Source organism: Paenibacillus sp. cl130 (assembly GCF_900116035.1).
Classification (GTDB): Bacteria; Bacillota; Bacilli; order Paenibacillales; family Paenibacillaceae; genus Paenibacillus; species Paenibacillus polymyxa_B.
In genome coordinates this window covers 465,272-483,212 of record NZ_FOYG01000004.1, presented here as the reverse complement: position 1 = coordinate 483,212, position 17,941 = coordinate 465,272, and the positions used below count along the sequence as shown (strand labels likewise).

Annotated in this window: 19 protein-coding genes and 2 pseudogenes; 7 read left to right on the top strand and 14 right to left on the bottom strand. The window is 45.2% G+C overall.

The genetic code is table 11. The features are described 5' to 3' along the window. Positions 1-444, top strand: coding sequence for an immunity 26/phosphotriesterase HocA family protein (locus BM358_RS14560; RefSeq protein ID WP_028540731.1), 444 nt, complete (start codon positions 1-3; stop codon positions 442-444). 62 nt (positions 445-506) lie between these two features. On the opposite strand, the gene BM358_RS14555 is transcribed toward BM358_RS14560, so the two are convergent. Continuing rightward, positions 507-1,046, bottom strand: a complete 540-nt coding sequence (locus tag BM358_RS14555; RefSeq protein WP_028540732.1) for an HAD family hydrolase — start codon at positions 1,044-1,046, stop codon at positions 507-509. 218 nt (positions 1,047-1,264) lie between these two features. Beyond that, complete coding sequence (locus tag BM358_RS27180; protein ID WP_223822146.1) at positions 1,265-1,348, bottom strand: putative holin-like toxin; 84 nt, start codon at positions 1,346-1,348, stop codon at positions 1,265-1,267. A 128-nt stretch (positions 1,349-1,476) separates the two neighbouring features. Between BM358_RS27180 and BM358_RS14550 the strand changes: the two genes are divergently transcribed. Next, positions 1,477-2,136: a hypothetical protein gene (locus BM358_RS14550; protein WP_028540733.1), complete on the top strand. Its 660-nt coding sequence runs from the start codon at positions 1,477-1,479 to the stop codon at positions 2,134-2,136. Next, positions 2,117-2,476: a DUF7716 domain-containing protein gene (locus BM358_RS26525; protein ID WP_177235823.1), complete on the top strand. Its 360-nt coding sequence runs from the start codon at positions 2,117-2,119 to the stop codon at positions 2,474-2,476. The genes BM358_RS14550 and BM358_RS26525 overlap by 20 nt, the downstream gene beginning before the upstream one ends. Here BM358_RS26525 and BM358_RS14545 read toward each other — a convergent pair. Continuing rightward, complete coding sequence (locus tag BM358_RS14545) at positions 2,466-4,100, bottom strand: DUF6138 family protein (RefSeq protein ID WP_028540734.1); 1,635 nt, start codon at positions 4,098-4,100, stop codon at positions 2,466-2,468. The two genes, BM358_RS26525 and BM358_RS14545, sit on opposite strands and share 11 nt — an antisense overlap. Before the next feature lie 158 nt (positions 4,101-4,258). Here BM358_RS14545 and BM358_RS14540 point away from each other — a divergent pair, with 158 nt between their 5' ends. Further along, the gene (locus BM358_RS14540) at positions 4,259-5,035 is read left to right on the top strand and encodes an SMI1/KNR4 family protein (RefSeq protein WP_023990766.1); all 777 of its coding nucleotides are present in this window, start codon (positions 4,259-4,261) and stop codon (positions 5,033-5,035) included. Between the two features lie 17 nt (positions 5,036-5,052). Next, entirely contained in the window at positions 5,053-6,474 is a 1,422-nt protein-coding gene (locus tag BM358_RS14535) for an SMI1/KNR4 family protein (RefSeq protein ID WP_028540735.1), read from the top strand. 68 nt (positions 6,475-6,542) lie between these two features. Here BM358_RS14535 and BM358_RS14530 read toward each other — a convergent pair whose 3' ends face one another. Together BM358_RS14530 and BM358_RS14525 are read right to left on the bottom strand one after the other, a co-directional pair. Next, positions 6,543-7,157, bottom strand: a complete 615-nt coding sequence (locus tag BM358_RS14530) for a TetR/AcrR family transcriptional regulator (RefSeq protein WP_023990768.1) — start codon at positions 7,155-7,157, stop codon at positions 6,543-6,545. 25 nt (positions 7,158-7,182) lie between these two features. Then, positions 7,183-8,667 (bottom strand): phytoene desaturase family protein, encoded by a 1,485-nt coding sequence (locus BM358_RS14525; protein WP_028540736.1) that lies wholly within the window; start codon positions 8,665-8,667, stop codon positions 7,183-7,185. A gap of 423 nt (positions 8,668-9,090) precedes the next feature. Here BM358_RS14525 and BM358_RS14520 point away from each other — a divergent pair, with 423 nt between their 5' ends. Next, positions 9,091-10,323: a PHB depolymerase family esterase gene (locus BM358_RS14520; protein ID WP_028540737.1), complete on the top strand. Its 1,233-nt coding sequence runs from the start codon at positions 9,091-9,093 to the stop codon at positions 10,321-10,323. Positions 10,324-10,706: 383 nt separating this feature from the next. Here the strand turns inward: BM358_RS14520 and BM358_RS26520 are convergent, their stop codons facing one another. Then, positions 10,707-10,814, bottom strand: a complete 108-nt coding sequence (locus tag BM358_RS26520) for a putative metal homeostasis protein (RefSeq protein WP_175405225.1) — start codon at positions 10,812-10,814, stop codon at positions 10,707-10,709. Positions 10,815-11,059: 245 nt separating this feature from the next. Continuing rightward, positions 11,060-11,420 (bottom strand): annotated as a pseudogene (locus BM358_RS14515) (hypothetical protein). 167 nt (positions 11,421-11,587) lie between these two features. Between BM358_RS14515 and BM358_RS14510 the strand changes: the two are divergent. Further along, a complete protein-coding gene (locus BM358_RS14510) occupies positions 11,588-11,830 on the top strand; it encodes a helix-turn-helix domain-containing protein (protein ID WP_023990771.1) in 243 nt (80 codons plus the stop codon). A gap of 483 nt (positions 11,831-12,313) precedes the next feature. Here BM358_RS14510 and BM358_RS14500 read toward each other — a convergent pair whose 3' ends face one another. The 7 genes and pseudogenes from BM358_RS14500 to BM358_RS14470 all read right to left on the bottom strand — a co-directional run bounded on the left by BM358_RS14500 (position 12,314) and on the right by BM358_RS14470 (position 17,906). Then, positions 12,314-13,189, bottom strand: a complete 876-nt coding sequence (locus BM358_RS14500) for a cysteine ABC transporter substrate-binding protein (protein ID WP_025721633.1) — start codon at positions 13,187-13,189, stop codon at positions 12,314-12,316. 18 nt (positions 13,190-13,207) lie between these two features. After that, positions 13,208-13,963 (bottom strand): amino acid ABC transporter ATP-binding protein, encoded by a 756-nt coding sequence (locus BM358_RS14495; RefSeq protein WP_025721631.1) that lies wholly within the window; start codon positions 13,961-13,963, stop codon positions 13,208-13,210. 18 nt (positions 13,964-13,981) lie between these two features. Next, positions 13,982-14,659 (bottom strand): amino acid ABC transporter permease, encoded by a 678-nt coding sequence (locus BM358_RS14490; protein ID WP_023990775.1) that lies wholly within the window; start codon positions 14,657-14,659, stop codon positions 13,982-13,984. Beyond that, a complete protein-coding gene (locus BM358_RS14485; protein ID WP_023990776.1) occupies positions 14,640-15,305 on the bottom strand; it encodes an amino acid ABC transporter permease in 666 nt (221 codons plus the stop codon). Before BM358_RS14485 ends, BM358_RS14490 begins: the two co-directional genes overlap by 20 nt. A gap of 219 nt (positions 15,306-15,524) precedes the next feature. Continuing rightward, on the bottom strand, positions 15,525-16,973 hold the full coding sequence (locus BM358_RS14480) for a SulP family inorganic anion transporter (RefSeq protein ID WP_028540738.1): 1,449 nt from the start codon (positions 16,971-16,973) through the stop codon (positions 15,525-15,527). 288 nt (positions 16,974-17,261) lie between these two features. Next, positions 17,262-17,648: pseudogene (locus BM358_RS14475) on the bottom strand (PIN domain-containing protein); the annotation flags it as partial. Between the two features lie 18 nt (positions 17,649-17,666). After that, positions 17,667-17,906 carry a hypothetical protein gene (locus BM358_RS14470; RefSeq protein WP_016822811.1) on the bottom strand — a complete coding sequence of 80 codons (240 nt, stop codon included), beginning with the start codon at positions 17,904-17,906 and terminating at the stop codon, positions 17,667-17,669. Positions 17,907-17,941: the final 35 nt, after the last annotated feature.

The following is a 17,941-nucleotide window of genomic DNA, read 5'->3' as shown; positions in this document are numbered from 1 at the left end:
ATGGTGTTCAAAAGAATCAAACATCGGGAAGGCGATATTTTTGTTATCCCCATGCATGACGGCCGATTTGCGGTATGTCAGGTGATCTGCACACTGTATGGTAGATTCAAAAAAGCGTTCTCCTTCGGGGTTCTATCCATAGGCCAGAATCAAGCGTACAAGGGTGAAAAGACATATCTTCCGTTCACAAATTATCGCGGCCGATTTGAAGTTATATTCACCGCCACCCAAAATCTGACGAAGGGAGTATGGCCTATTATCGATCAGCGCCCTCTATCCGAGGAACAACAGCAGCTAAAATATTTTAATTGTGCGGGCCATCTGTATTGCGGGGATGAATATATACGCAATCTGGAACTGGAAGAATATAATCAATATACTGTAATGGGCGTGGCTGGATATGAGTTGGTACAGCGATATTTAGCCCAATACGAAGACCACTAGCAGAAGAATAGCAGCACAAATAACCACCTTGAAGTTTGATACCAAGGTGGTTATTTACGCTGCTAAAAGGGCTCGAACGTATAAGAGAATGGTGTACGCTCTGTCCCCAATACCGACTTCACGCGCTCTTCATCCACCAACGCTTCGACGAGGCTATATAAATCCGAGGCTGCATACCGAAAATTGCCCCATGTGCATAGATTCAAAGCATAGATTGGGAATTCTCCCCGTTCATCAGGCGATTGAATATCCCAAATCAGCAGGTCATTCCCTTCACTGGAAGCGAAGGGAACCGCATGCTCCAAAAGCTCCGGAAAACCATCTGGCTCCAGCGCCGCTTCTTGTAGAACCTCTTCCGATTCCAGTAAATCATCAAACCAGGCCCGCCAGTTATGATAACGATGAAGCCATGAATCCGGGTGATCGCCAAGAGGAATATGAATGTTCCATAAGCCACATAGTCGCCCGTAACCAAGAGTTTTGACATAATCTATATAAGAAGGCGGAAAGCCCATACCATTTTTAAAACGATGCTCTATTAGAAAAACCTCATCATAATAAGCCTGAAACTGCGGACGTTGCAGCCCTGTAAAAATGCTCATGTTCGCCCTCTCCTTTTGCACGTCCTATTCACCTTTTCACCCTTCGGCGCATTGAAAAGGCCATTTTCAAGTGTTAAAATGGGAATAAGATGTATATTCTAAAAAAAGAGTGAAGATGCGTCAACATCCTCACTCTTTGGCAACAGCCGCTTTTAAGGGCGGTAGCCGTGTCAAAGGATGATCATTGAAATAGACCGCTTGCCTTTGTCGAGGGCGGTCTATTTCTTTTTATGGAAGGAAAGAATTAGGATCACCAACGTTGCGAATTGAATCATCAACATTAGGGTGTCTTTAACCTCCACAGGCCTCACCTCCTTTACAGGAGACTAGCCGACCGCCCATCTAAGCCATTCTGTTGTTGAGGAATATTATAACATAAGACTCGTAAAACGTACGTTTTTACGCTCTTTTCGAAAAAGGAGGAACGAATATGGAGCAAAAGCGCTTCAAAGATGAACATGGATATAAATATGACTTTAGCGCCGTGATCAGGAGAGGAGAACAGGTAGCTGTTCATTGCCCTCGTTGTCAGGGCCAAGCATTCATTTCCAACTCAAAGGAAGACTGTCATTACGTCGTTCGATGTTCTCATTGTTACTACACGTATCAGCAGCCAGAATCTTATACATTATATGCACGCGGCGTATGCAACCATTGCGAGCGGTATTTTAATATCGAAATCCATGATGACCGAACGAAACTCCATAAAAATACGAATATAAACTGTCCGCACTGTGAGACACCCAATCAGGTTCCGGTGCATCGTGTTCAATCACACGAATGGCATACAGACGTGGTCCAAAACGGAAAAGACCCTATTTTCCAGCTTCAGCTGTACTTCCTTGATTACTACCGGGGGAAACCTGTCTGGGCTCTTAACCGGATACACCTGAATTACCTGCTCTCCTATATCTCTGCCGAGTTGCGAGAAAAGCCTACATCCGGTATGATGCGTACGGCTTCCCATTCCATTCCCAAGTACATTAAGGATGCGAAGAATCGACAGGCCATCTTGAGAATATTACAAAAGCTACAGCATAAGCCAGCGACTAAGGGAGGGGCCTCCATACATGAGCATACAAACTTTTGACAGCCTTGAAGCATTGATTCGTGCCGTTGGCCAAACAGAGATCAATGAATGGGTATTTGCCAATCTGGAACGTGTTCAAAGTAATCCGCTCAATTCTACCTATTACATCATCCCCGAGGAAGAATTGTGGGAACTGGAGGATGCCGGTCTCACCGTCACCAATCATCGTGATGAAAGTATACCTGCATCTCTACCAGACCATCACGTGCAATCTTGGTTGGAGGTGGCGACTGTACAGGATATCATTGAAGTGTTACGCCACAGCGGAAGCGAGCCGGATATTGAACGCATTGCGCAGGGACTGCGATATTATCATGAATATGATGCTTTTATGGAATAAGCGTTTCCAGCAGCTCTTTTACCTCAGGGACAGCCTGCTTCAGGCTGTTTTTTAGTTTCTTCGCGCCACCCCATATACGATAAACAAGCACCTCTTGTTCATAGTCCTCCAGCTTCTCAAGCTCCTCCACCAGTACCTGTGCCTGCTCTACGGTTTCGATTCTGGATGACTTCAGTGGTTTGGCAGACTCGTTGCCTGCCAGTAGAACCCTCGTCCAAACGGGGATCGTGTCCGGTGTCAGTCCGTGTGCGTCAGCAAATACAGCGGCGTAACCGTCCTGTACGGACTGATGTTCACTGTCCACCAGCTTCATATAACGATTCACTAATGGAAAATAGTTCTTTCCTTTTAGGCCCAGTCCCATCACCGCATAGGTTCCCGGCATCGCCGACTTTTCACCGGGCTCTACATCGTTATACCACTTGAACTCTTCCATCACGACCTCAGCATATTCAGCCAGCAACGGATGCAGCGACGGATACTCAAGTGCGTTGGCGAAGAAACGATGTAACGTAGATTTAGCCAACTTGGGTACAGGCAGGTAGTTTTTCACCTTGCTTTTGAACTTCATCCGATATTCCTTGGTAAAGCCCTTTCTTAAAATATCGCATAAATATACGAGTGCTTCTCTATAGCTCTCTTCTTCCTCTGAACGAATCTGAACCTCCAGCGTTTGCAAAATATCATTGGCTTGGCAGATGACTCGCTCACTTGTATATAACGCTGGGATGCTTCCTGATCCGCTCTCAAGCCACACGGAAGCCTGCTCCGAGCCTAGCTGTGCAGCAATCTCCAAATACTTCTGCCGTGCATCGGCATCGGTCGAGCCCACCCGCATCGCGGTAAGCAGGAGCATCTCCATGGCTGGCGCAGGAATTTCCGAAGGGAGAATATCGGGCTTCACTTTATAATCCAGCCCATAGCTTTTTTCCCGATCTGTATAATTGGCCAAAAATTCATCCTCTGCCCAATGCTTCAAGCCACTACTGAGCTGATACCTCCATGCTTCCTCACGCTTGCGGCTGACCTTCACTTTGGCATCCATTCGATTCAGCAGCTCATTCATCCACTGGGCGTTTACAGGATACAAATGAGGATCAAGCAAGTGCCTTACTAAGAAAAAATCGTCCTCTTCCTTCGGCACAGCTTTACTAGAGGGGTTGAGTTTCTGCTCTACAAACTGTTGGATAGTGGCTAACAGTTGCTGCCGCTTATCTTCGTTCAGGAGTGAGAATGTAAAATGACTAGCCTTATTCTCCAAGACTACTTCCAGATGAAATTCCAGCCGATAACGAAAGAACCTGGAACTAAATTCTTTCGACTTAAACAGAGCCTCTATCCGTTCCCTAAACACAGGCATCCATTCGTCCTGTACCTGCTGCAATGTTACCCCATCTGTAAACCCAGAAATTTTCGTATCCGGTCTACGATGATCCCAATCAAACGGTTCGTAGGTATCCACCCACAGCCCATCCTTCTTACAGGTAACTTTTAAGTATTCATGAATCCCTTCGTGAAGGACACTTTTGATTTGGAATTCGGCGATGCGCTTTTGCTCAGAAGCGTACGCCTCATCAATCGCCTCAAAAATTGGATCTATGTAGGCTTGTACCTCTGATGTCATAAGATGTGTTCCTCCTTCGTCCCCTCACAAATTGTAGTTCCTATGAAATTAAGATAGACTAATCTATAACTATTTTATTTCCTGATTATAGCATATCTCTCATTTACTTTTGGGCTCTATCCCTATAGATAGAGTGCCGGAAAGCAGGTGTATTCTACATGTATTGGGTTTCCACACAGCACACACCGGTGGCTACCGATGAACTGACAAATATTGAGCATACCTATGGAATAACTTTACCACCTCCCTATGTAGCATTCCTCACCCGCTACGGGCCGGGCACCTATTGTGGCCTGCTGATAATTGAAATGCCTGATCCTCAACTATTGCAATCCTATACGGATTACGAACTGTGGACGCATGATGATAACTGCCCAATTACAGCACAGCAGCTGGGCGAGTGCGTGGTCATTGGCAGTTCCATAGATGGTGACTTCCTAGCGATTCACCCTCAGGTTGAAGGCTTAATGTGGCTGCCACGACACTCGGAGATCATTACTACGAAGACTTTAGATGTTCAAGTTCCATTCACAGAGACATTAGGACATATACTACAGGATGAATTTGGAAGAATGGAGCCATTCCCCCGTTATTTCGAACCTGTCAGCCAAGACAAAACCGCTACATTCCTACTGTTTAGTCCCCTGGATACGGCCGAGGCCTACAATCCAGCCAATCCGAGCGATCAGGCGCTGAATTTTGCTCCGGCATCCTTACAAGCATTGGCTCAGCGATTTAAACAGCATTTTAACTCAAATCTATGGATTGAAAATGAGCATATCTGCATGGCTTTTCTTCAGACTCTTGGCGGATACGTGCGTTTTAACTATGCATATGGACGCGAAGTGGCGATCATTTATGAATCCAAAGCGATAGCACTTCGTGATGAAATTTTATCATTCTTGCAAAAAGAACATTGCCGGGTTGTAGAGTAAGAGGAGGGCGAATACGAATGACAGTACATTTTGCACAAACCTTAGAAAAACTGGAACAAGTCGTTGATCGTCTGAGACAAAGTGGGATGCCTGATGTGGTATACCAATGGACGGAAGGGATTTCTACAGGTGAACTAACTGAGCTGGAGGAACGGCTGCAGATGCATTTGCCTGCCTCCCTGTCTGAATTGATAAAGCGGTGTGGCAGCTTAAATTTACTATGGTGCCTCCCCCAACACTGTATTGTAGCTGATGGACCAGAGTGTTCATATAAAAACAGCAATGATCTTGAACAAGAGCAGTGTATCCTAGACGATATCACAGGAGAGTTTGGATGGAATCATGAGTATATTGGCTATTTTACATCCTATGGGGAAGATACCGACTCAGCAGCGGACGAGCAACGATATCTGATCCTTAATTATAATGGTGCGGGTGATCCGATACTGCTTGATATGGCAACATCCGCAACAGAGCCAGCGGTTTTCTGCTATCATCACGAGCTGGATCAGTTCACGCTGCTCGCGGAAAATCTACCCGCCTATATAGACACCATGCTCACCTTGCACGGGCTATGGCTATGGGATTGGTTTAAAGTGGCCGATGAGCATGGCATTCAGCTAAACAGCCCACCACTGCAACTGTGGCAACGCTGGTTGAACATGTTTTGCACGATGAAGCTGGAGGATGCGAAGTCGTTGGAGACGCTAATCCATTACACCACCATGCATGGCGTAGATCATCCTGCTGTGTTGCAGGCTTTTCAAGCCTATGATCCAAAGGATATTTTTCTTGCCTGGGAGCAGCACTGGCAGAACATTCAACATAGCCAGGTTCCATTCTCTACTTGGGCCGTTTTGGTAGGGGAGACTGCGGGGATTGGGGCTGCTGATTGGGTCCGCTCCTTGTGGGAACCGGAAACCGCGCAAGCATGGACATCTTTAGCTCAAAACAATACCCTACATGCTAAGGGTGCATTTGCGTCCACACGTGCTTATCTAAGCGCCCGCTGCCTACCCGAGCAGGAAGGCTTGGTATGTGTTTGCAATCACCTGCTACAGCATTCGGTCGCAGAAGACAAATTAGAAGGATACACCGCTAATGGGCAGCTACAACATTTTCGTTCACCACAGATCATTAACTGGATGCGGGATAAGGTCAATCATCCGGTGGATGGCTGGGCAATACTTTTCGCTCACTCCCGTCCTACAGCTGAGCAGTTGATTGAATGGCTATCCGATAGCGAGCTTCATCAAAAAATTGCAACCGAGGCGCTGGATATTATGATTCATCGGGATCCTCTTCCCGCTCTGGAAGCAGACGCTTGGGCCAATATCTCAGATCTACTTCTTGCTTCTTTGCAGCTCGTTATGCTCAAAAAAGATAAACGTCGTATTGAAGCCGTACTTAAGCAGCTTTCAGATTTGGAACTTCGTTAATCTTTCGGAATGGTTGTATGCGGATTCGCATGTACAGTGGTGTGAGGTAAAGAAAGTTAGCCGCTGCGTCAGCGGCTTAACCCCTTGAGGAAAGTATCTATAGTGAATGCGATCAATTCATCATTGGATTTTGCCATAGGAAGTTCAAAATTCAGGAGCAAAGAAGTCAATCCGTGCAGCATGCTCCATACGGATCTGGCGATCAGGTGCTCATCTCCTTGAATGATGCAGCCCTCCTCCATAGCAGCTTTGAGCCCCGCTTCAAGCAGCTCAAAGCCTTTAAAACTCCCACTGTCTATAAGACTGACCAAGCTTACAGATTCCAGGTTGCTGATAAACAGGATGTTGTAATATTCCGGGTTAGTCGTTCCAAAACGAACATACGCATCAGATACCGTTTTCAATGTGTCCAGCGTATTCAATCCCGCTGCCTGTGCTTCATCCACACGCTGCAGAAGAGCCTGCAGGAACAAGGTATTTCCTTCTAGCAGCAGTTCACGGACAACGGCTTCCTTATTGGCAAAATAATGATAAATAGTCGTTGGTGAATATTCGATCTGATCCGCAATTTTGCGCATGGAGACTTCGGCATACCCCTGATTCAGGAAAAGCGACCGGGCGGCCTCAATGATTTTCCGGCGGATCTCACTGCTTTCACGTTCTCGGCGTTTGATATGTTTCATGAGTAGATGTACTTGCCCCTTCTGCCTACCCCAATTTGGCGGCGATACGATCAGCTTCCATTATACCCGAGTTCATAGCCCCTTGAAACCCGCCTCCAGGCTGTGTCCACGCCCCTACCAATGACAGACGGTCTACTGCTGATTTGTGCTTCAGTCTTTTTATGCCGGACTGGCGGACCGTTTGTGCGTAGCCATAAACGGCCCCGTCGGGATTAGCGGTATAACGCTGCATCGTGCGCGGTGTGCCCAACTCGGCCACCACTACCTTGCTGCGAAAACCAGGATACAGCTGTTCTAGGCATCCCAGTATCTGCTCTGTCACGGCTTCTTTTTTGGCTTTATATTCGGGACGTGCGGCAGGCCAGTTCTCCAATCTGTCCAAAAATGTAATTGCAATGACACCCTTCCCCGGTTCATTGAGCTTAGGGTCCATAGCGTTATAATTGGTGAGCATCCAGTTGCCTTTGGTATACTGGCCGCTCATCATAACTTCATAATCTGTTTCCGAATCCGGCTCATTACGTAGGATTAAGTCTTCTTCGGTGATACCAAGCTCATGGGGTTCACATGATAATCCCAGATATAGCTGGGTGAGAGATATGCCAGTCTCCAAACTGCTGACAGCTTCCAGCTCACGACGGGCAGCATCATAGTTTTCCAGTAGGCGGCCATAGGTATGATGGGGACTGATACCAGACACAATCCAGTTGGCTTTATATACATCCCCTTTTTTCAGACGGACACCAGCTGCTTTACCGCGTTCGAGCATAATCTCAGACACCTGACTGCGCAGGTGAACTTCTCCTCCCGCTGACTTAATAGCGTCAACCAGTGCATTGGATAAAGCCTGTGCGCCTCCCTCAATGTAATACGTCCCCTCCAAATGATAGCCGATCCAGGGAATGAAAAAATACAAGGCCGCAAGCCGTTTTGGAGGCAATCCATAATAGGCCCACAGCGCGGTGAAGAATTCCGTGAATCGGTCAGACAACCCGAACTGGCTTACAGCTTCCCAGGTAGTCATCTGCGTCCAGCGGAAGAAGGTTCCTGCTTTGAGCAGGCCAGCCGCCCTGCGCCAGGAAGTGAGGGAAGAAAAAGCAGAGAAGCCTGTTTCAAAACGGCGAATGCCCGCGAATAGACTATCGATGGCTGCCACCTCAGCAGGAAACATGTTTTTGAGGAGCTGCACATACTCCTGAACATCGGACGGAATATCAATGGTCTGCCCTTCCCAACGAATGGAGTAAGGGTGCTTTTTGCGGAGAGGAACAATTCGCTGGTCCGCATTACAGTCCTTTAACATCCGACCGAAGCTGCCTTCCCCGAGTCCACCGACACCATGCAAGGAGACATCAAAAGTGTAGCCCTTTCTTGTAAATTCAGTTGCGAAACCGCCAGGCAGAGTGTGGCTCTCAAAAACAGCTGTTCGGTAACCGAGCGCGGAGAGTCTTGCTGCACAGGACAAGCCACCCAGTCCTGCACCGATGACAATAACATCGTATTGATTCATGATTTCATCTCCTTTATTAACATCGTTATATAAGTTAACGGCGTTAAGTTAAGGAGATTATATACCACAATATTACCGTTGGAAAGCCTCGGTTTCTTATCTTCCTGTCATAGACGAATACAATCTTTTCGATCTATCTATTTGCTGATTACAAATCTCTTCAATGGATTTTTGCAAAATTCTAAGTTGCGAAAGTAGAATTTTTTATAAAAAACATCCAAAATTGTAGCGCTTTCACTTGTCAGATTCCAATGAAGGTGCTATCCTTCAAGTGGGATTGTTACTGAAAAGGCAAAACCCGAGTACACTTGTGTACCCGGAGTTTGCCTTTTTTTTGATTTGTATGAATTCCACAGCAAACAGTCAACCATCCCGAATATGTAGTAAGCGCTTTAAAAAATGACACCAAAGGAGATTAATCTCATGCAAAGAAGACGTTTTGCCCTTGTTTTATTATCTTTCGTGTTCCTGCTTACGATCTTTTTCCCATCCTCCAGCTCTGCCGCAGCAACTGATGTTCCAGCGCCACAGGCTACCCTGCTTACTCAGGTACAGCCTTTGGGCGAAGTCGTTTCTGCTGTTGTACTGAAATACAGCACCCATATTGACGGGGCATCCTTATCCACTTCTAGCTTTCAGGTTCAATCTGTACTCAATGATGTATATACAGACAGAACCGTAACCGGTGTATATACCAATGATACTGGAGCCATCACCAACCGCAGTACTCATGGTAAATATGTCGTGATTGAGCTGGATACGCAAGATAAAAATGCAAGTACCCTTACTTACGATGCAACAAGCGCAGTTAACCGCATCAACACGTTGAATTATACGATTAGTCAAAAGAAAGATATTGCAACTTCAAAGAAAATAGTTATCCCAGCCTCTGCACAGATTGTAAAAGCAACGGATAAAATTACACCGATCGTGGACGATTTCAAAAAAAACACCTTTGAAAATAAAGAAGGCTTCAAGCTGAACTACTTTACGTTTGAGCCTAAAGTAGAGCCCGGCAAAACCTACCCTCTGGTTGTGTTTCTGCACGGAAACGGCGAACGTGGCGACGGAAACGGAGTAAACCTGCTGGCAAATGCCGGAGCTGTTACTTGGGCTTCTCCTGAGCAGCAAGCCAAACACCCATCCTTCGTAATCGCTCCACAAAGCCCGATTGACCTGGAGCATAAATTCATTTGGGCGGATGAGCCACGCAACAGCGCTGTAGCCGATTTGGTACGTGAAACGGCGTTAAAATACCCGATCGATACCAACCGAATCTATATTGTTGGTATTTCTCAAGGAGCCATGGGAACGTGGAGATTGTTGGAGAAAAATCTTGACTTGTTCGCCGCAGGTGTGCCGATTGCCGGTTTGACCAACTATGAAAAAGCCGTTAACATGTACGCGCCTGTTGAACCTACACACGTCGAGGTATTGAAAAACGTTCCTATTTGGGCCTTCCATGCTGCAGACGACACCACAGTAAGTCCTAAAAACTCGCAAGAAATGGTCGCTGCCATTAAAGCACAAAACGGAAACCTCATTCACTTCACTGAATACGAAGCAGGGATTATCAAACCTACAGGACACTTCTCCTGGGTTCCGGCTCTGCAAAATCAGGATATGATTGAATGGCTGTTTGCACAAAAGAAATAAATGTAGTTTTTGTATTAAAACCGAACTTAAAAGTTTCATATTGTGCCACTACGCAGTCGGATAGTGCTTCCCATCGCCACCGCCCCCGGATTTCTTGAACAAAGCCTTTTATAGAGTAGTAATCCGGGGACAAAAGCGATCGCTTCGCTTGTACAGCACTATTCCGTCTACTCCATTTTTATGTTCATTTTAAGTTTGGTTTTTTTATATCTCCAAATAATGCGCCAGAACGGTTCGATACCCGTCTGGCGCTTTTTTATATCATTCAAAAAAAGGCACCTGCCTTCCTGTGTACCACCATCAGGAAAGCAGGTGCAATATCAAAACGAGGAGACTGAAAAATTTGACACTGGTATTGCCATTTGCAGTTAACTTGGAACCTGCTACTTCGCGCGTTTCGCAGCTTTGATCGTTTTCAAAGCTCGTCTGCGAGTTACCTTGTTCGGACTCCGAAGCTGTCTTCTGGCAGTTGCCACATCTGCTTTAGCCATGTGCACATCACCATCCTATTCACTTAGGCTCATATTGGGAGCATGCACCTAAAGACTGTTAGTAATGATTATGATTCTCATTATCATTTAATATTATATAATGAAATCTACTAGCATGCAAGAGCTTTTGGGTAGAGTATGTATCTTTATTAGGACGGTGTTCATTTCACCCTTTTACGCTTCTGTGTTACATTATATAAGTAAAACGAGAACAAAAATTCGAATCAGATTTACGTTCGCCATTTTCATAGTCCTTTATTCCGAACTAAATCAAAGTCTATATCTTCCCGACATGTGTTCCATAACAATTCATCTGTAAGAAAACTTAATGCATCCATGTTGCGCAATCGTTCGACCAACTCAGTAATCACATCTATGTCTTCACGTTGTACATGCCTTGCAAGAGTGAATTCCTCCCGTGTCACCATCAACATATAGATGCGAATGATTTCTTTCCTTTTTTACATGTCGAAGAGTAAGCACGCTATTGTCGATCATCATGACGTAACGGTCCTTGATCAGATAGCCTTCAAAAAGCTCATACATATGCGGAAGATCACAGGGACCAAGAATGACACTTACTTTTTCAAAATTACTTTTGTTCATTTAGATTTAGCTCCCTTCACATCTATTAAAACGGTTTTTACTAAAGATTAGATTTGTAAATTTTATAACTTTTAAAGATTAACCTTTGTAGTTATTTTATATCCTTTAAAGATAAACTTCAATAGTTAATGTTATTTCTATTTAAATTTCTATAATGAGGTGTATGTATGGGAATTGTTTTTAAACTTGAAGAATTACTTCGAGAAATCGGGATTACTAAAAACGCTCTCGCTCGTGAGGCAAAAATCAGGCCTAATACCATCTATGAGATGTGTAACAATACATCCAAGCGAATCGAATTTAAAACATTTAATACCGTGATGGAAACACTGATTCGGCTCTCTGGTCGTCCATTAACTCTACATGATGTTCTCGAATATATACCTGAAAATGAACTAGAGAAACACTAATTCATTCACAGAATAGTCCGCTGCACCTTATATCTCTGCCCCTGGCAGGGATATTTTTTCCCTTGTTATTTAGCATAATTGTTATCATTATTTCAGAGTACGTGTAACTAGAATCTATACTGATAAAGGAGTATTTTTCAGAAGCAAAAATACGTCCGGCTACCGTAATAGATATGGTAAATGGCAAAACCAAAAGACTTGAACTGGAAACACTAGTCCATATACTTGATGCTTTGAATAGATTTGCCCGCCAACGAAGATTTACAAGGGCTATTACTCTCGCTGATATTATAGAATACATTCCTGAAGATGGAATTGAGAGACAGTGAGACTGTAACATGAGAATGAGGATTACTATTAGCCCAGTGGGCATTTCCATGACAAAATAAGAGGTTGCTAAGGCCCTCTTTTCCCCATATTAAAGAAGCGTTGGGCTTGTTGTCCCAACGCTTCTTTATGGTAAAACAACAACTTATACTATGATTAATCCACTTTGCCGCCCTCTACAACCAATTGATCTGTAAAGCCTTCTCCATAAACAGAGGTCAATGTGTCCTTGTAGGCTTGATGCACAAAGTTTTCCTTGCCTAATGTAGCCAGCTCATTGTTGATCCAGTCTAACAACTCCTTATTTCCCTTTGCTACTGCGGGTGCAATTGTATCTTGACCACCAAAGGCCGGGATGGTTACGGTAAAGCCGGGGTTGGCCTTGGCCCAGGCGATCAGCTCTGTATTATCGTTGGCAATGGCGGCACCGCGTTTGTCTTTGAGGGCTGAGAAGATTTCTGTGTATTGATCGAATTTAAGCAGCTTGATGTCAGGATAATTTTTCGTGAAATAGGTTTCAGCCGTCGTTCCCTTTGCGACAATCAGCTTCTGGTCCGAATTCTTTAATTGGTCAATCGTGGTGATTGGAGCGCTGTCAGGTGACACAATGCCAAAGGATAATTTCATATATGGATTGGCAAAATCGACTTTTTCTTTACGCTCATCCGTCACCGTAAAGTTAGCCATGATGATATCTACCTTGTTGGATTCCAAATAGGCGACCCGGCTGGCAGCATCCACCAGGACAAATTCCACCTTGGACTCGTCACCCAAGAGATCTTTGGCAAACCGCTTCGCAATGTAAACGTCAAAGCCTTGATTCTTCCCTTCCGAATCCACGTAGCCAAAAGGCGGCTTATCTGCAAATACACCAATTCGAATCTTGCCATTCTTTTTAATGTCCTCAATCGAAGCAAATTTAGCCGAGCCTGAACTACCGTTGGTATTTCCGCCTCCTGCACATCCCGCCAAACCAACAAGCAGCAAGCTTAAAGCCAGTAATAACGTCGTGAACTTCATTCCTTTTCTCATCTGTATTCATCCCCCTGTTTATATCGTTTCGTACTGAAATATATCCAGAAAGTGCTGGGCACGCTCTGTTTCCGGTTGGGTAAAAAATTGCTGCGGTGTAGTCATTTCACATATCTGTCCTTGATCCATAAAAACGATACGATCTCCTACCGACTTGGCAAATCCCATTTCATGCGTCACGATAATCATGGTCATGCCCTGTTGTGCCAGCTCTCGCATGACATCCAGCACCTCTCTGACCATTTCCGGGTCCAAGGATGCGGTGACTTCATCAAAGAGCATAATTTCTGGGTTCATACACAGGGCGCGCACAATCGCAATCCGTTGCTTTTGCCCGCCTGATAATTGTCTCGGATACGCATCTTTGCGATCCAGCAGACCCACTCGCTCCAATAGCTGCTCCGCTTGCTCAAGTGCCTCCTGCTTGTTTCTCCGCTGAACTTTAAGCGGGCCGAGCAATATATTTTCTAAGACCGTCATATGCGGAAACAATTCGTAGTTCTGGAACACCATTCCGATATGCTGCCGCACCTCGCGCCAATTCACTTTCTTATCCGTCAGGTCCTGCCCTCTATAACGGATAGCTCCGCTCTGGACTGGTTCCAGACCATTGAGACATCGGAGGAGTGTGCTTTTTCCACATCCCGAAGGACCGAGAACGACCACGACTTCCCCCTTCGTTACATCCAGATTAATCTGTTGCAGTACTTTTCGGTCTTCGAAGCTTTTGTGCAGCCCTCGAATTTCGAGTAAAACCTCCACAGCCTCTCCCATGACACCCACCCCATCCTGCTAATTTTGCCATCTGCGTTCAAATCTTTTGGAAAGTCTGGATAACGGATAGCATACGAGAAAATACAATATGAAAATAAAGCCGTACACCCAGAAGGATGCCGAGGGCGCTTTGATTACACCGAGCTCAATAATCTGCTGTCCGACCTTGACCACTTCCACTACACCGATCAGCACCACTAATGAAGTGGTTTTGATCATCCGTGTCGCCAGATTAATAGAACCGGGAAGCATTCGGCGCACCGCCTGGGGAATGAGCACATGGCGGTATAACTGTCTATATGTCAGTCCCAGTGCCTGCCCGGATTCCACCTGATGCTTGGGCAGTGATTCCAATGCACCACGAACGATGTCACCAATCTCGGCCGCTCCCCACAGGCTGAATACGATAATTGCCGTCAATTCCCCGCTGATATTCACATTCAACAAAGGAGTAAATCCAAAATATACGACATACAACCACACCAGAATTGGAATAATGCGGAATGTCTCCAAATATAATTTCAGCACAAACCGAATCGGTCTTGATTTTAAGGTGCGCAGCAACCCCATCAAAATGCCTAATAGAGTACCGATAATAATGGAAAGTAGCGCAATCTCCAGCGTAACGAGTAATCCCCCTAATAGACGCTCGAAATTGGAACCTTCAAAGAGCACATTAATCCCCGAATTCAGCATATCGCACCTTCCTTTCCACCCACGTCAGCAGTATCGACAAAGGTAAAAGCAGGACGAGATATGCCAATACCAGCAGAATTAGTGATTCTGTTGTTTTGTAGTACATGCCGATCAGGTCTTTTGCCACATTCATCAGATCTAATAAAGCAATGGCGCCAACAATGGAAGTCTCCTTGAGCAAAAAAATCGCATTCGCTCCCAGAGACGGAACACTGATGGCAAAAGCCTGTGGCAAAATAACATATCTCGCCAGTTGTATCTTGGACAGCCCGAGACTCAGCCCGGATTCCGTCTGGGTTTTACTCACTGCTTCCATTCCCCCACGGAACGCCTCAGCCATATACCCCCCGCCCAAAAAGGTCATGCCCACAATGGCACACGTCATTTCGCTCATATGCAGACCTATTTTCGTAAACCCATAATACAGAAAATATAACTGTACAAGCAGCGGCGTATTTCGGGAAAGCTCAATATAGGCAACAATGATGCCGCTAATTCCCCTTACCTTGTAATACAGTACTGTGCTGCACAGCAAACCGACGACTAGTGAAAATAGAATAGCAAAAAAGGCGATCTTCAACGTCAGCCACATAGCTTCTCCATATAACGGCAAGCTCTCTACAATAAACTCCCAGTCTAAGTTCATATGTGCATACCTTTCGATTTTCAATTATTCCTATGTATTTGCTGTGCTTAATAACAATGATTGTATTCCTGCCCAATTATTACGTCAATACTTTGACGAAAATTTGTCATAATTATCTATGATTTAGGAAGAAAAGTGTTGTTTTCTTTCAGAAATAAATAAAAAAAGCTTGAAATGAATAAATTTCATTTCAAGCTTTGATTTATGCTATACGATTCATCACACGAGTGGCTCTGTAACTACAGGACCGCCGAGCTTCTCTATAATTAAACGGCTTTCCTCATTTAACCCTTGCAGGGTAATAGATTTGCCGGATTTCGTATACTTTTGCAGCACCTTGCCGATGGCAGTAACCGCGGAGTGATCCCAAATATGAGAATGGCTAAAGTCCACAACGACACGTTCTGGATCATCCGAAGGTTCGAAATGATCGACAAAATGAGTCGTTGAAGCAAAAAACATCGGCCCCCTGACATGGTACACCTTTTCATCGTTGTTCTCCGTTGCGCTGATGCGGATTTTAGCCATTTTCCAGCCAAAATGCAGGGCACTCAGCAGTACGCCCACGATCACGCCCTTGGACAAATCATGCGTAGCCACCACGATGATCACCGTGACTACCATAATTAACGTATCTGCTTTCGGAACCTTGGCAATGTTTCGCAGCGATTTCCAATCCACGGTTCCGATACACACCATGAACATGACTCCCACCAATGCGCCCATTGGCACTTCCTTTACAACCCCGCCAAGCACGAGCAGCAGAAAGGCCAAGAATACCCCAGCCGTAAAAGTGGACAAACGCCCTCTTCCGCCTGAGCTGACATTAATGACGGATTGTCCGATCATGGCACAGCCACCCATACCACCAAAAAAGCCATTTACAAAGTTGGCAATCCCTTGTCCGCGGGCTTCCCGGTTTTTATTGCTTTTCGTTTCGGTCATTTCATCCAAAATACTGGCTGTCAGCAGCGATTCCAGCAGTCCAACAAGTGCCATCGTAAAGGAATACGGCAGCAAAATCCGCAAAGTGTGCCACGACCACTCAATTTGCGGCAAATGGAATGAAGGCAGCGAGCTGGTTAGTGTACCGATATCTCCTACTGTTTTCACATTCAATCCAAATACATACGTAATGATCGTCATGATGATGATTGCCGTCAATGGGGCAGGAATGCTTTTCACAAATCTCGGTAAAATATACACAATAAGTAGCGTCCCCGCTACCATCGCGTACATGATCCAATTAGCTCCATGAAAGTGGGTGAGTTGCGCCATAAAGACGAGGATGGCCAGCGCATTCACAAATCCGGTCATGACTGGCTGCGAAATAAAGCTGATAAAGCGACCTATTTTCAAAACACCCAGCAGCACTTGAATGATTCCTGCCAAAATGGTAGCTGCAAACAGATATTCCACGCCATGATCCTTCACCAGGCCAACGACCAGTACAGCTACGGCCCCGGTCGCTGCCGAGATCATCGCCGGACGTCCACCTGCAAAAGAGATGACAATTGCCATCGAGATGGAGGCGTACAGTCCGACCATGGGATTGACCCCTGCAATGATCGAGAAGGCAATCGCCTCGGGAATTAGTGCTAGCGCCACAGTCATGCCCGCAAGTATATCGGCCCGGATATTACCGAACCATTGTTGTCTAAGATTCATACTGTCTCGTTCCAGCCTCCTATATTTACAGAGAGTAGCGTGTTGACTCGCAACCCGTGTGTTTCGGGCATCCGTCCAGCTGCCAATCGCCAAGGCTCTCCTATCATTCAGCTCGTCTCTCTCAAACGAACCCGGTCCGTTACATTTAGTCCATCATTATAACGTAAGGAATTCGCAGAGACGAATGAGTTAAAAGGCTGTTTACAGAAAGAAATCATCTATTTCCTTGAAATATCGATCATTATCTTCATCTTATTCGTTTTCTTATAATTAAAATTTTCGCAATTACTAAGATTCTAACCTGCTAAAGTTTATCACCTTAACTTCATACTCAGACTCCGCGAACTGTAAATCTTGATCCGCCGTAACCAGTACCAATTGGTTTATAATAGCTGTCGCAAGAATCAATGCATCTGGGGTCTTGAGCTTTCTTGCAAACTTATCTTTTTGTTCTCTTCTGATACGCCCCGCTTTAACTGCGATCTCTGAATTAACTGCAATAAATTCCCCGCCAAGAAAAGGTATCGAATCTAAGTCAGTATCAGTGGGCAACCCGGCTATAAACTCGGACTGAGTTATAACAGAAAAGAAAATATTTTCTTTATCTTCCTCAGCTTGTCGTATCACTCTATCCAAAGATGAGTCAAGCCTATGAAGGGCAATAGCTGCATTCGTATCAAATAAATACCCCCTCTAATCCCAATCCTCTCTGGATTGTTTAACACTCTCTTCGATCTCAAGTAATTGCTCCTTACTTAGGCTGCCTCGGGAATTTAAAACAGCTTGCAACCCTTTCGGTAACGGGGACTCTAAATCAATAACCTCAGTTTCCCCCTGTTTATTTTCTATAGTAACTTTTGATGGTTCAAACCCAATATCACGAAGGAGACTTAGGAGACGTATTCGATGTATATCAGTTAATTTTTTTGCCACTAAAATCACTCCTTAGCAAAAGATTAGTTTCCAGT

What these genes read in the sequence shown, in the direction of transcription:
- BM358_RS14550 (WP_028540733.1), top strand. Translation starts at nt 1,477, where the DNA reads ATGGAGCAAAAGCGCTTCAAAGATGAACATGGATATAAATATGACTTT.
- BM358_RS14545 (WP_028540734.1), bottom strand. Translation starts at nt 4,100, where the DNA reads ATGACATCAGAGGTACAAGCCTACATAGATCCAATTTTTGAGGCGATT.
- BM358_RS14530 (WP_023990768.1), bottom strand. Translation starts at nt 7,157, where the DNA reads ATGAAACATATCAAACGCCGAGAACGTGAAAGCAGTGAGATCCGCCGG.
- BM358_RS14500 (WP_025721633.1), bottom strand. Translation starts at nt 13,189, where the DNA reads ATGAGAAAAGGAATGAAGTTCACGACGTTATTACTGGCTTTAAGCTTG.
- BM358_RS14520 (WP_028540737.1), top strand. Translation starts at nt 9,091, where the DNA reads ATGCAAAGAAGACGTTTTGCCCTTGTTTTATTATCTTTCGTGTTCCTG.
- BM358_RS26525 (WP_177235823.1), top strand. Translation starts at nt 2,117, where the DNA reads ATGAGCATACAAACTTTTGACAGCCTTGAAGCATTGATTCGTGCCGTT.
- BM358_RS14560 (WP_028540731.1), top strand. Translation starts at nt 1, where the DNA reads ATGGTGTTCAAAAGAATCAAACATCGGGAAGGCGATATTTTTGTTATC.
- BM358_RS26520 (WP_175405225.1), bottom strand. Translation starts at nt 10,814, where the DNA reads ATGGCTAAAGCAGATGTGGCAACTGCCAGAAGACAGCTTCGGAGTCCG.
- BM358_RS14535 (WP_028540735.1), top strand. Translation starts at nt 5,053, where the DNA reads ATGACAGTACATTTTGCACAAACCTTAGAAAAACTGGAACAAGTCGTT.
- BM358_RS14480 (WP_028540738.1), bottom strand. Translation starts at nt 16,973, where the DNA reads ATGAATCTTAGACAACAATGGTTCGGTAATATCCGGGCCGATATACTT.
- BM358_RS14555 (WP_028540732.1), bottom strand. Translation starts at nt 1,046, where the DNA reads ATGAGCATTTTTACAGGGCTGCAACGTCCGCAGTTTCAGGCTTATTAT.
- BM358_RS14510 (WP_023990771.1), top strand. Translation starts at nt 11,588, where the DNA reads ATGGGAATTGTTTTTAAACTTGAAGAATTACTTCGAGAAATCGGGATT.
- BM358_RS14525 (WP_028540736.1), bottom strand. Translation starts at nt 8,667, where the DNA reads ATGAATCAATACGATGTTATTGTCATCGGTGCAGGACTGGGTGGCTTG.
- BM358_RS14485 (WP_023990776.1), bottom strand. Translation starts at nt 15,305, where the DNA reads ATGAACTTAGACTGGGAGTTTATTGTAGAGAGCTTGCCGTTATATGGA.
- BM358_RS14495 (WP_025721631.1), bottom strand. Translation starts at nt 13,963, where the DNA reads ATGGGAGAGGCTGTGGAGGTTTTACTCGAAATTCGAGGGCTGCACAAA.
- BM358_RS14540 (WP_023990766.1), top strand. Translation starts at nt 4,259, where the DNA reads ATGTATTGGGTTTCCACACAGCACACACCGGTGGCTACCGATGAACTG.
- BM358_RS14490 (WP_023990775.1), bottom strand. Translation starts at nt 14,659, where the DNA reads ATGCTGAATTCGGGGATTAATGTGCTCTTTGAAGGTTCCAATTTCGAG.